Genomic DNA, 13,608 nt, shown 5'->3' with positions numbered 1-13,608 from the left:
GATATTTTAAGAGTTCAAAATCTATCTTTGTCTGCAGACTTTTCAGTCAGTTTTTCAATAATAAAGTGTAATGTATTTTCTTTAATGTATGTGGGTGCACAAATATACTTAATTTCTGTCATACGTACTCTGCACTTTTTTTTAATCTTTTTTATACAGGAGGATTTTATGTCCAGAATTCCAGATACTTGACCTTTATTTTAGTTAATAAAAACCAACTGGTACCATGGTTTTTATAAAGAAAGTATAGGGAATAACAAAAAACCGTTTTTATAGTAAATTTGCCATACATGTCTGAAAAGTGTGTATAGGTGTGGTGTTCATACTTATATGCTAATATAGATATAGCATGTATTTGTACAATATTTAAACTGTGTGTATAAAGCGAAAAAACAAAGATGATTCATTATCAATTTCCTATGATCAGACTGGGGTGACAAGAAAAAAAGCATTGGTTTCACATAAATCTGAACAGATACACTGAATTTGCTAACCCTTATCACCAGGCTTAACAGATAGATGGGCTAATGTACCTCCACCTCATACCAAATTCCATTACTAATCGAACAAATAAGAAACATTACAAACTCGTTTAATAGTAGCACTGGAAATACTGACAATAAAATTACACAGAACATCTTCAAGTAAGCCTATGGTATCGTAGACTCTGTTGCGTAAAGTATTGTGTTTGATATATTGCCACAACCTCTCAACAGGATTCAGTTCTGGTGAATAAGGAGGCGAGTATATAATGGTAATGTTTTTCTGAATTTTCAAACTTTTTGATCTATGCCAGCCTGCACAATCCATTACAAGAAAGGCTTTTTTCGTGCCTAAATCTTTCGACATCTGCTCCAGAAATATATTCATACAATCAGTGTTTACATATGGAGCAAGTAGGCTAATTTTCTTACCACTTCTTGGATTTACCGCACTGTAGATATAGAAATTTTGTCTACCAATTTTCATTTAACCTGCGTTCTGACCCCTTTTTTAAACCATCCGTGTCCGATTTTTGAATGAGTTCCAAATCGTGATTCATCAAAAAAATACCTCCTTTTCAGGGTGGGAATTGACTATTTTATTGAAGTATTTTTTAAACTCTTCTTGCTTGTTTTTATCTTGTTTATGGTGAATTGGCCTCGGTGTTATATAAGAAAACTTCATCCTTTGTATCTCACGATGCACTGTTGATTTGCTAATGTTTAGGCCAAATTCCTCTGAGATTTTTATTTGCACTTCCTTAATAGTAATATTTGGATTTCTTTCTACCCATATTTCAATTTGCTCACGTTGATTTTTGTTTAATTTGCTTTTTCTTCGCCGCTGAGAAGGGGAAAATAATTTTTCTACTCTACCAAATTTTAGATGCTTTATCCATTCAGTCAAAGCAGTCCTTGAAATTTTACATATTCTTGCCACAGCGCTTATACTACTTTCTTTTCCTGCTATCACCGCTTGTAACTTTTTTGAAACATATGCGTTATTTCTGACCTTTTTTAACATTTCTTTCGCCAAATTTACAACTTTTTCGTCTAACAGTTTTGACCTTAATGCCATTTATACCTCTCTATTTTATCTACTCTAGTATCACTTCTTTCCCATTATTGTCTATCTGTTCTTTGCATAGTGGGAATTGGTATTAGTTAGGTTTGCTACAGGCTCTCTATCGTCAACATTACCTCTTGTAAGCGTAAAAGCTTGAATTTCACCTTTCTCGTTAATTATCAAATGTAGTTTAAAGCCGAAAAACCAGCCATATGTACTCTTGCTTAATTTTGCAATTCCAGCAAAAACCTTATTTCTTGATATTCTTTTTGCATGGCAAACTGCAATAGGAGTTGTATCTATGTATGAGATTCCAGTAAGTTCTGACCATCCGCAAAGGCACTGTAATAGCATGGCTAAATGCCACAAAACCCTGGGCTTTAGAGCAACAAACCTAGTGTATGAAGGCAACTTCGAAAACTCTGTTTGTAGAGCAATGTTAGGTAATGCAGGTAGAAAGCCTTAAAATTTTCACAGGGAGATTGCTTATACAGAGGATTATTGTGATAATTTCCGAATGTGTAATTTCTGGCACTCTTGTGGGTTTTTACCGTTTGGCAGTAGTTTATCTGCAAAATTTTTCTCTATATCTCTGCAAAAATCATCGACCAGACAAAACAGTTTTGTTATATCTTCCATGGGTAACCTCATCTATTTTTTTCTATTTGTTGAGTTTACCCTACTCTCCTGACTTTTCTATTCTCTTTTTAATCCAGAATTAGCGTTTGTATTAGTTCCAGGAATTTTTCTTCCTTCAACTCCAACTTCCGGAAACAAATTATATCGTGGGAAAAAATAAGTAAAATTATTCTCTATCCAATACAGAATCTTATTTATGATACCAAAAACTTTTCTATTACCTAAATCAATAGAGAGTTGCTGTTCCTTTGGTACTGCTAGATGATTGGACTTTGTACCAGACTTGCCAAATTCTTTGGCAGCATATTTAAACTTTTCTAGTAAATATTCCCTACGTTCTCTTGATATTAACATTTTTACCTCACTCACTATTATTTTATCCTATATTATTTTAGACAAAAAGTCAATCTTTCTTAAGATATTAAGAAAAGAAAAAGCAGCAGCAAAATAGCTAAACTGACTTAGATTTATCGACAATTTGAAAAATCATCATTCCGCTACTTGTTAGCGGAATCTATGTTCGCACAGTTAGTTATCGCTATTTACCCAACAAACTTATGCTAAGCTGTGCTGCCACTAATTTTGCAACCGGTACTCTATAGGGCGAGCATGACACATAATCAACCCCTGATTTGATGAAAAACTCTATGGACTGTGGATTCGCTCCATGCTCTCCACATATACCAAGTTTAATTTCTTTTCTGGTTTTTCTGCCCCTTTCGATAGCTATTCTGATTAATTCCCCTACCCCTTCGACATCTAGCACCTCAAAGGGATCGTTTTTGAATATGTTGCTTTCCTTATAAGAATCGAGGAAATTAACTGAATCATCTCGTGAAAGTCCCATAGTTGTTTGTGTTAAATCATTAGTGCCAAAACTAAAAAATTCTGCATGTTTTGCGAGTTTGTCAGCAATAAGTGCTGCTCTTGGCAGTTCTATCATCGTTCCAATTGAATAGTTCACATCGAAATTTTCGGCTTCTTTCTTTATTAACTCGCATATCAGAATAAACTCTTTCTCACTCATGATAAAAGGAATCATGATTTCAGGTTTCACTTCTATCTTCTTTTCTTTCCTTAATTCACTTGCAGCACTGAGTATTGCCCTAATTTGCATGCCATATATTTCAGGATGAGAAATAGCAAGTCTACAACCTCGATGGCCAAGCATTGGATTTTTTTCTGATAACTGTGCTATTTTATTTTTTACTGATTCAACTGACTTATTCAGTGATCTGGCGATTTTTTCTATAATGGATTGATCATGAGGTAAAAACTCATGTAGAGGTGGATCAAGTAATCTTATAGTGACTTCCTTGCCCTCCATAATACAAAACATTTCTTTGAAATCAGACTTTTGCATTTCTTCGAGTTTATTTAATGCATTTGCCCTTTCATTTTCATCATCAGCTATTATCAATTTTTGAATGAATTCGATTCTATCACTAGCAAAAAACATATGTTCTGTGCGACATAATCCTATACCTTCTGCACCGAATTCTTTTGCAATTTTTGCATCTTTTGGAGTATCAGCGTTCGCTCTCACCTTCACTGTTTTGACTTTATCTACCCAGTTAATTATCGTTTTAAACTCTTGAGATAATTCAGGCAAAATTGTAGGGAGAATACCAAGCATAACCTCTCCTGTTCCTCCGTCGATGGTGATTGGTTCACCTTTATTTACTTTTATATCCCCCATAAAAAGAAATTTTTCATCTTTATCAATATAAAGTCCACTTAGACTACAAATACATGGTTTACCCATTCCACGAGTTACAACAGCGGCATGGGAGGTCATACCTCCTCGCGCTGTTACTATTCCACTTGCAGCATTCATTCCATTAATATCTTCAGGGCTCGTCTCTGATCTTACCAAAATTACTTTTTTACCCTGCTCTGCAGCTTTTTCAGCATCACTTGCACTGAATACTACATATCCAGAAGCAACACCTGGAGAAGCTGGCAGTCCTTTGCCTATTACTTCTTGATCGATTTTAACATCAAGAACTGGATGCAATAAATTGTCAAAAGTTTTTGGATCAATTCTCAATATTCCTTCCTCTTTTGTAATCACTCCTTCGTTTACCATATCAACTATTATGCTAATAGCAGCTTCGGCTGTGCGCTTGCCAGACCTAGTCTGCAAAATCCATAACTTACCGTCCTGTACAGTAAATTCGATATCCTGCATGTCCTTATTATGACTTTCAAGTTTTTCACATACCGCGCATAATTCTCGGTAGACACTTGGTAGCAACTTCTCCATGGTACTTTCTTGCTCCCCGTCAATTGGCATAGGAGTATAAACACCAGAAACCACATCCTCACCCTGAGCATTAACTAAAAACTCACCAAAAAGCTTTTTTTCTCCAGTTGAAGGATTACGTGTAAATATCACGCCGGTTGCAGAATTATCATTTAAATTACCAAAAACCATTGCTTGCACGTTGACCGCTGTTCCAAGGTTTTCAGGAATATTATGTATTCTTCTATAGGAAACAGCCCTATCATTTTTCCAAGAGGCAAATACTGCATTAACTGAGTTTAACAATTGCTCTTCAACGTTCTGCGGGAAATTTTTTCCTATTTTCTCACATACTATCTCTTTAAAATCATTAACAATTTTCTTTAAAACATTAACATCAAGATCAGCTAAGCTTTTTGCTCCACTCTTTTGCTGCTCATTATCAATAACATCTTGAAATAGGTGATGATCAAGCTGTAGTACAACATTGGAGTACATCATGATGAAACGGCAGTAGCTATCGTAAGCAAAACGTTCGCCACTTTTTTTTGCAAGACCAACAACGGTTTCATCATTTAGACCAACATTTAAAATAGTATCAAGCATGCCCGGCATTGAACTAACACTACCAGAGCGTATGGAAACTAATAAGGGATTATTTAAATCCCCAAATTTACAACCGATATCATTTTCGAGCATCGTCATGTAGTTTTTTATCTCGTTACGTAGATCACAAGACAATTCATTATCTTGACAATAGGCCTGACAAACAGCAGTGGAAATTGTAAAACCAGGTGGAACAGGAATGCCAATCTTACACATCTCTGCCAGATTTGCTCCCTTCCCTCCTAGTAGATTTCTCATTGCTGCATTACCTTCACAGTTGCTTTGGCTAAAGTAATATATTAACTTTTCTTGCATTTTTTTCGGATTTTCACTGATATACATACTATTCTAATAAATTTGTCAGGCAGGAGTAATAAATTTTGTAAAATTCAGCACAATTAAATAGCCTCTTTTCCTTTCATTCTAGTGTCCCTATTGTCATTCAAGTATTCTTTCCTGTCATCTCAATGAACTCTATGATGTCATTCCTGTTGGAGTATGAATGTAGCCTTATCTCACACTCCTGTCATCCCAGTGCCCAGACACTGGGATCCAGAAGACTGATCAAGTAATAAGAACTAGTCACGCGCTGGCTCTCTTAAATTACTTTAGCTATAAGTATTAAGAAATTTACCAATCAAAAAAAGGCAAAAGAATCCACATGGTGCTGATTTTATTACTGTAATTGATAATGTGCTAACGCTTAAACGAAGCGTGTTTAAGGCTGAATAGAAAAAATAAAAAAGGCATGCAGCCGCCATAATTTCGCCAATAAATACAAGATTTATCAAGAAGCTTCTATTAAATGAAAGTTATGCAAAAAATCTATTGCAAGTCTTTTAATATTCTGTTAAGAGCTGAAGCAATATAAAAATTATTATGTTTGGATTAGAGAATAAGAAGTTTCTGATTACTGGTGCATCAGGTGGAATAGGCCAGGCAATTGTAGAAATTATGCATAAGGCCAGAGCAACTTTATGTATTTCTAGTACAAAAAAAGAAGTACTCGAAGAAGTTGCTAAAAAATATGAAAAAAACATTCACGTACTTCCTTGCGACTTATCAAAGTCTGAAGAGGTAAATCAACTAATAAATAAAGCAAGTGAGTTGATGAAAGGCTTTGATGGACTCATATGCAATGCAGGCATTACACAAGACAGTTTGGCGTTGAGAATGACAGATGAAAAATGGCAAAAGGTGATTGATATTAATTTGACCTCCACATTTAGGCTAAATAGAGAAGCATGCAAGAAATTAATTAAAAATAATTGGGGAAGAATCATAAATATTTCTTCAATAGTAGGATTGACAGGAAATGCCGGGCAAGTAAATTATGCAGCATCAAAAGCTGGAATAATAGCTATGAGCAAATCTATAGCAAAAGAAGTTGCAAGTCGTGGCGTAACAGTAAATTGCATTGCTCCTGGGTTTATAGATACTAAGATGACTGAAGTTTTAAATGAAAAACAAAAAGAAAAAATATTAGATAATATTCCAATGAAAAGAACGGGAACAGGAGAAGAAATAGCAGCAGGGGTATTGTTTTTAGCAAGCGACGAAGCAAAATATATAACAGGGCATGTGCTTAACATCAATGGTGGGCTATTTATGTAGCAACACTTATTTATGGACAAATTATGAGTTTTACTCTAAAATAAATGTATATATAAATTTAGATTCACACTAGTTTATTACTTGGAGGCAAAAGAATGAGCTATATAATAAAAAAATTTTTTAATGCTTTGTGTATAGTGCTGTTTCTCTCTTTTTCAGATTACGCAAATGCTGCTACTGATATAGATGATACAACTGCCCAAGTAATATGCAATATTATTGGTTATATTTGGGGAATAGGTGGACCACTTATGACTGTAGTCATAATAGGTGCAGCTTTGCTTGCAATATTTGGTAGAATGCCATGGCCAGCTCTCTTTGCCCTAGGTATGTTTTGTGGTGTATTTTTTGGTGCCAAAGCGATTATAATGAAAATTATACCCGATAGCATTAAACAAGATAGTATGTTGAGCAAGTGTGGGGAAAAATAACTTAAGATCAGGATGTTTTTGTGTGTATTGTTCCTTCATGTCTTCAATCTGTAACAAATAATGACTGTCTTTCGGTAAAGTTTTAATAGCTAACTCAGCGTACTTCATAAATTTCTCTAAATTACCTTCAATACAAGCCTTTTTCGTCAAAGCAAAATAATACATTGCCATATCAGCGCTACGTTTATATGCAATACTTAAATACTTCCAGACAAAGGCGTTATTTGTTTCTACGTTTGCAACCTGCTCTAGGTAAAAAATTGCCTTCTCTATTTCACCGTGTAATAATAAAGTATGAGATAACGCAAGTTTCACTAAATAGTTATTCTTCTCAGATAAATATCTAAGTGATTCTTCATACATTTTTATTGCTTCACTTAAATTTCCAGCTTTGTATAACATCTCCGCTTTTAATTCATATAAATAAGGATCATTGCGTGACTCTTGAATCAATGAATTAACTTTAGTAATAGCCTCTTCTATCTTTCCTTGCCTATAGTGAATTACAGCATTTACATACTTAGAACTACCTTCATATTTATTAGATAACACATGAATAGGAGCAAAAAAAGAGTCTAGCTTTGCAACCATACGCTCAAACTTCAGCAATTTATCTGCAAGGATTGGTTTTATATTGTTTTTAACCTCATAATTCTGTACAGCAAATATACGCTTATCACTAAGTGGGTGAGTGCGGAAATACTCTTCAGTGTTTTCATGCTCAATACTCTTAAAATAGTCAAAAATCTCTTTCATACCCAAATTATCATAGCCAGATTCATCTAGGTATCTTAAAGCATAGCTATCTGCTACACTCTCTTGCTCTTGAGAAGAGTTAAAAAACAACCTTGAACTAAGCGTTACACCACTAAGCAAGATTGCACTCGCAACCTGAGGGTTAATGACAATACTAGAAACTAATCCTACCATATAACTAATCATTGCTATTGATTGAAAATAACCTACAGCACTACTCATTTGTAATACATGACCAGCAGATATATGAGCAATTTCATGTGCTAATATACCAAGTAAGACATAAGGTTCAGTCGAATATTGTAAAAGCCCTAAATGAATGAAAATGCTATTATTGTTAATTACAAAAGCATTAATCGATCTATCATCAACTATAAAAACTTTTATTTTATCATTATCAATACCCGCAGCAGAAAATAAAGGTTGCGCTAGATCCTTAACTACCGCTTCCACTTCACTATCTCTAATAATACTAACAGAGTAAGCGCTATTACAGTATACGAAAAAAAATAGTAAAACAAAAAGCTTAGACACGGAAGTTCCTTGTTTGTATAACTTTGAGGAATTTTGTATTTTAACACTTAAACTATACGAATCTATAAACGCTAGTTTAAATTTTGAACGTAACTGATAAGTTTATCAATGGTAGTTAACTTAATATTATGTTGTTCAGCAAATTCAAGCAACTGGGGTAAGCGCATCATAGAGCCATCATCATTCACTAATTCACAAATAACTGCAGAATGATTACATCCCACTAACTTAGCTATCTCAACACTTGCTTCAGTATGACCAGCACGTTGCTCTACTCCACCCTCATGTGCAATCACAGGAAAAATATGACCGGGAGTTATAATGTCATCCTGAGTTCTATTTTTATCAATAGCAACATGTATAGTTTTTGTTCTATCCTCAGCTGAAACACCCGTAGTAATACCATAACGTGCATCAATTGATGTAGTAAAAGCAGTATGATTTTCACCAACATTTTTTTTTTCCATGAAAGTAAGGCCTAACCTTTTCATGTGAACTTTAGTCATTGCTAAACAAACAATCCCTGTACCGTATCTAACCATAAAAGCCACATGTTCTGGCTCTAATTTCTCAGCTAATACAATCAGATCACCTTCATTCTCTCTGTTTTCATCGTCAACTAAAATGAATAATTTACCAGAACTAGCATCCCTCAATACATCTTCCATAGAAGAAATACCGGGTAGACTAATTGAAGGATAAGTTACTTGTACCATGATTTACTTAAACTCAATCTTAACTATTTTATACAATTTCTCTCCATTTGGCACTATCACTTCCACATACTCACCAACTTTTTTGCCAATTAAAGCACTACCGAGTGGTGAATCCGTAGAGATCAACTGCTTTGAAGCATCAGCTTCATATCCACCTACAATCTTATAAACATATTCAATTTCACTGTTATCATCACCGAGCATGCTTACCGTAACAGTTGCACCAAACATTACTGTATCACCAGACAAATTTTTTACTTCTATCACTTCTGCATGTGAAAGTTTACTTTCTACCTCAATTATACGGCCTTCAATAAAACTTAATCTCTCCCGTGCTGCATGATATTCTGCATTTTCTGATAAATCGCCTTGATCACGAGCATCAGAAATAGCCTGTATGATAGAAGGTTTTTCTTCCTTTAATTTCTCAAGTTCGACTTGCATACTCCCAAAACCTTCCCTTGTAATAGGAAACTTGTTAACAATGGATGAAGTCATAATCACCGCCTAAACGTAATTAAATTGAGTGACAAAATCACTCACAATACCAAGAATATCATCTTTTATATCATCATTCATGTCACCCGACAACTTTTTTAAAACTACAGGGTGAACAGTTTGAAAATAATTGATAAGATCACACTCGAACCTATTGATGTTGCTCACCTGTACCTTATTTAATTGACCATACAGATTAGAAAAGATATACATAAGCAATACTTGCTCTTCTATTTGCATAGGTGAATACTGTTTTTGCTTTAATAATTCAATAAGGTATTTACCTTTGTTTAAGGACAATTGAACAGTAGCATCAAGATCAGAACCAAATTTAGCAAAGTCTTCCAGTTCTCTATATTGGGCCAAACTCAGCTTTATAGAACCAGCAACTTTTTTCACAGATTTCAATTGTGCAGCAGAGCCAACCCGAGAAACCGATAAACCTATATTCACTGCAGGGCGAAATCCTTTGTGAAACAATTCAGACTCAAGAAAAATTTGTCCATCGGTAATTGAAATCACATTAGTTGGAACATATGCAGATACATCACCAGCCTGAGTCTCAATAATCGGCAAAGCAGTCAAAGATCCCTGTCCTTTTTCATCAGACATTTTGGCAGCTCTTTCAAGCAAGCGAGAGTGTACATAGAATATATCTCCAGGATAAGCTTCACGACCAGGAGGACGTCTGAGCAATAAGGACATCTGCCTATATGCCACAGCATGCTTAGATAAATCATCATATACCACCAAGCAATGCATTCCATTATCACGGAAAAATTCTCCAATAGTGCAACCGGTATAAGGTGCTAAAAATTGCATAGGCGCGCAGTCAGATGCGCTAGCCACAACTACGGTTGTATACTCTAATGCTCCACTTTCTTTTAGCTTATTCACCACTTTTGCTACTGTCGAAATTTTTTGTCCAATAGCAACATAAACACAGTAAATTTTTTGATTTTCGTTTACCTCATCATTAATCTTCTTCTGATTGATAATAGTATCAATCGCAATAGTGGTTTTACCAATTTGTCTATCGCCAATAATTAATTCACGTTGCCCTCTACCTATAGGAATCAACAAATCTATAATTTTAATTCCTGTCTGCAGAGGTTCATGCACAGATTTACGGTCAATAATACCTGGCGCTTTAGATTCTATATACATTTTGTTCTTGGCTCTAATTTCTCCGCCATCGTCTATAGGATCGCCTAATGCATTTACAACTCTCCCTAATAATTCATGACCTACAGGCACCTGTACAACATCACCACTACATTTTACAACGTCCCCTTCTTTTACATCACGGTCATTGCCAAGCACAACTATTCCAGCTGTATCATGATCTAAATCAAGAACTATTCCTTCTACACCGCTTGCAAAAGATACCTTTTCACCAAACTTTGCTTTTTCCAGCCCATAGACCAATGTGATACCATCCGTTACTGAAATTACTTCACCTATATTTTCTCGTTTTATAGGATTATCAAATGTCTCAACCTTCTCTTTTATTATGTTTACTACTTCAGAGGGATTTATGCTATTCTTCATATACAATTCCTTGTTTTCAACATTTCCATTTTACTCAAATCAACCAATCTATCCAAATAACTCTTAAGCGAAGCATCAATCAAGTTAAAACCATACCTAACTACGAAGCCACCTAGTATAGAAGGATCAACCACATTACTGACTTTTATTATTTTACCAAGAAAGTTCAAAGATTCAGTAATTATTTTTATATCAGGTTTCTTTAAAACCTCCGCTGATTTTATAGTAATTTCCAATTCGTTTTCACTTTCCCTTACAAGATTTAAGAATTTTTCTAATATAAGGATTAATAAACGGGAGCGCTTGTTTGCAAGTGTAACCATAATAAATTTGACTAAGTTTTCACTCAAGTTCTCATTTATAGAAAGTATCGCTTCTTTTTTGTGCAAAAGAGAAACCATAGGATGAGATAGATACACAAAAACATCTTGATCTTTAAAAAAAGCTAACAAAAATTCTACTTCTTTTCTTATAATACCTAATCTGCTTCCTGAGACATGAAACAGTGCTCTAGCATAAGATGAAACTAAATTGTTGTTTTTCATATTAAATTACCTATTCTAGTAAATCTAAGTTATTTAAGCTACCATTCCTCAATCCAAGCATTTTTTATATAAATAGGTCTTCTCCTTAAGGAAAGAAAACATAAATCATATCTGACTGAATAATCTAAAAAATCAAGATTTTTACTTAAGAAATATTTAGAAGAATTTATAATAGACTGACACTGAAAATGAGATATCGGTACTTCTTTTCCAAATAAACTTGTTTTAGCTTCTATAAAAATCAGCTCCCTTTTTTTAGATACAATCAAGTCAATTTCATCCAACTTACAACGGAAGCGACGTTTTATAACATTATAGAATTTCAGCCTTAAATATATCGAAACTAACAATTCTCCAAAGTAACCTACAAAATAGCGTAACCTACTTACCATAAAAAGAATAATTAGCTTTGTGTAACTACTTTGCTTCCTTTTTTATTTTTACCATAAATCTCACCTTTTGCTGAAATATCTCTATCAACTAGCTCTATCACTGCCATTGGAGCGCAATCACCCTTTCGAGTACCAAATTTTATTATTCTAGAATATCCACCTTTACGGTCTTGATAACGATTAGCTAGAACGCTTAATAATTTATCAACTACTAACTTACTAGTATGAAGACGTGAAAGCAAAAGCCTTCTACCATGTAAAGAATCGTTATTCTTAGCAATTGTAATAAACTTTTCCACATATGGACGAAGTGCTTTAGCCTTTGGTAAAGTAGTTACAATCTGCTCATGATTAATTAACGAGATAGATAGATTCTTTAACATTGATGACCTATGCTCGGTACAACGAGAGAGTTTATTTTTCTTTATTCCATGTTTCATATACTACCTAATCCTCATCAGTATGTTGTTTAGCCAGTTCATCTATATCCTTAGGCGGCCAATTTGGTATATTCATACCCAAAGACAAACCTGAATTATTTAAAATTGCCTTGATTTCATTCAAAGACTTTCGGCCAAAATTAGCAGTTCTTAACATTTCAACTTCCGTCTTTTGCACAAGATCACCTATGTAAGTGATATTTTCATTTTTCAGACAGTTATGAGATCTAACAGATAATTCCATTTCATCTACTTTACGCAATAGAACAGGATCATAGCCCAAATCTTTAGCACCACTAGACAAAGAAACTTGCGATTTTTTATAACTCATATCAGAACTAATAAAAGGCTGAAATTGCTCCTGTAATATTCTTGCAGCATAGTCAACAGCTTGACTTGGAGAGATTGTACCATCAGTTTCAATTGACAATATCAGCTTATCTTTATCAGTAACTTGACCAACACGACTATTCTCTACTCTATACGAAACCCTCTCAACAGGACTATATAAAGCATTAACTGGAATAAAACCAATTAAATCTTGTTCATTCATAGACTTTAAAAACTCATTTTCTTTATATTTATTTACAGAAAGATAACCTTTTCCACTAGCAATATATATAGTAATATTAAGCTCCACATCTTGACCTAGTGTACATATCACCAAATCTTTATTAACAATAGAGCATTGGTCATCAGTTTCTATCATTCCAGCTAATACTTGACAAGGCCCTTTAGCGCTCAAATTTAAGCACTTATTAGACGTGTTATTTAACTTACATCTCAACATGCCCATATTTAATGCTATATCAGTTATGTCTTCCCTAACTCCTTGGATCGAAGTAAATTCATGATTCACGCCTTCAATTTTTATTCCATAAACAGCACTACCGCGAAGAGAAGACAACATTGCACGCCTTAATGCATGACCCAACGTTAAAGCAAAACCACTTTCCAAAGGTTCTAGAACTATATCACTTTTTTTACTTGAATCACCTAATATTACCTTAATCGCATTAGGCTTAGTTAATCTATCTAAATTTCCACAGAAAGAGATATTATCACTATAATACATACAAAAACCTTCCAAATA

The 13,608-nt window shown here is 34.3% G+C and carries 11 protein-coding genes and 3 pseudogenes; 2 read left to right on the top strand and 12 right to left on the bottom strand.

Annotated features, from left to right (window positions below; translation table 11 throughout):
- Positions 1-558: 558 nt before the first annotated feature.
- From O1Q06_RS00355 to ppdK, 4 genes and pseudogenes are all read right to left on the bottom strand, one after another.
- Positions 559-1,560, bottom strand: a pseudogene (locus tag O1Q06_RS00355) (IS630-like element ISWpi10 family transposase).
- 84 nt (positions 1,561-1,644) lie between these two features.
- A pseudogene (locus O1Q06_RS00350) lies at positions 1,645-2,187 on the bottom strand (IS982 family transposase); the annotation flags it as partial.
- 87 nt (positions 2,188-2,274) lie between these two features.
- Positions 2,275-2,541: pseudogene (locus O1Q06_RS00345) on the bottom strand (hypothetical protein); the annotation flags it as partial.
- 184 nt (positions 2,542-2,725) lie between these two features.
- Positions 2,726-5,353, bottom strand: a complete 2,628-nt coding sequence (gene ppdK, locus O1Q06_RS00340; protein ID WP_410542710.1) for a pyruvate, phosphate dikinase — start codon at positions 5,351-5,353, stop codon at positions 2,726-2,728.
- Positions 5,354-5,917: 564 nt separating this feature from the next.
- Between ppdK and fabG the strand changes: the two genes are divergently transcribed.
- Together fabG and O1Q06_RS00330 are read left to right on the top strand one after the other, a co-directional pair.
- Positions 5,918-6,652 (top strand): 3-oxoacyl-[acyl-carrier-protein] reductase, encoded by a 735-nt coding sequence (fabG, locus tag O1Q06_RS00335; RefSeq protein ID WP_410542709.1) that lies wholly within the window; start codon positions 5,918-5,920, stop codon positions 6,650-6,652.
- 95 nt (positions 6,653-6,747) lie between these two features.
- Entirely contained in the window at positions 6,748-7,083 is a 336-nt protein-coding gene (locus O1Q06_RS00330; RefSeq protein WP_007302562.1) for a TrbC/VirB2 family protein, read from the top strand.
- Here O1Q06_RS00330 and O1Q06_RS00325 read toward each other — a convergent pair.
- The 8 genes from O1Q06_RS00325 to O1Q06_RS00290 all read right to left on the bottom strand — a co-directional run bounded on the left by O1Q06_RS00325 (position 6,976) and on the right by O1Q06_RS00290 (position 13,590).
- Positions 6,976-8,373 carry a M48 family metalloprotease gene (locus tag O1Q06_RS00325; RefSeq protein ID WP_410542708.1) on the bottom strand — a complete coding sequence of 466 codons (1,398 nt, stop codon included), beginning with the start codon at positions 8,371-8,373 and terminating at the stop codon, positions 6,976-6,978. The genes O1Q06_RS00330 and O1Q06_RS00325 overlap by 108 nt on opposite strands.
- Before the next feature lie 71 nt (positions 8,374-8,444).
- Positions 8,445-9,089, bottom strand: a complete 645-nt coding sequence (gene ribB, locus O1Q06_RS00320; protein WP_410542707.1) for a 3,4-dihydroxy-2-butanone-4-phosphate synthase — start codon at positions 9,087-9,089, stop codon at positions 8,445-8,447.
- A gap of 3 nt (positions 9,090-9,092) precedes the next feature.
- Entirely contained in the window at positions 9,093-9,587 is a 495-nt protein-coding gene (gene greA, locus O1Q06_RS00315; RefSeq protein ID WP_410542706.1) for a transcription elongation factor GreA, read from the bottom strand.
- Positions 9,588-9,596: 9 nt separating this feature from the next.
- The gene (gene atpA / locus O1Q06_RS00310) at positions 9,597-11,138 is read right to left on the bottom strand and encodes a F0F1 ATP synthase subunit alpha (protein WP_410542705.1); all 1,542 of its coding nucleotides are present in this window, start codon (positions 11,136-11,138) and stop codon (positions 9,597-9,599) included.
- Complete coding sequence (gene atpH / locus O1Q06_RS00305) at positions 11,135-11,683, bottom strand: ATP synthase F1 subunit delta (protein WP_410542704.1); 549 nt, start codon at positions 11,681-11,683, stop codon at positions 11,135-11,137. The genes atpA and atpH overlap by 4 nt, the downstream gene beginning before the upstream one ends.
- Before the next feature lie 38 nt (positions 11,684-11,721).
- Positions 11,722-12,075, bottom strand: coding sequence for a YraN family protein (locus tag O1Q06_RS00300; RefSeq protein ID WP_410542703.1), 354 nt, complete (start codon positions 12,073-12,075; stop codon positions 11,722-11,724).
- Positions 12,076-12,086: 11 nt separating this feature from the next.
- Positions 12,087-12,515 carry a 50S ribosomal protein L17 gene (gene rplQ / locus O1Q06_RS00295; RefSeq protein WP_410542702.1) on the bottom strand — a complete coding sequence of 143 codons (429 nt, stop codon included), beginning with the start codon at positions 12,513-12,515 and terminating at the stop codon, positions 12,087-12,089.
- Between the two features lie 7 nt (positions 12,516-12,522).
- Positions 12,523-13,590, bottom strand: a complete 1,068-nt coding sequence (locus O1Q06_RS00290) for a DNA-directed RNA polymerase subunit alpha (RefSeq protein WP_410542701.1) — start codon at positions 13,588-13,590, stop codon at positions 12,523-12,525.
- Positions 13,591-13,608 lie beyond the last annotated feature (18 nt).

The sequence above is a fragment of the Wolbachia endosymbiont of Tetranychus urticae genome (assembly GCF_046529255.1).
Taxonomy (GTDB): domain Bacteria; phylum Pseudomonadota; class Alphaproteobacteria; order Rickettsiales; family Anaplasmataceae; genus Wolbachia.
Note: the sequence above shows the minus strand (reverse complement) of the source record. Positions and strands in the feature narration are given on the sequence as shown.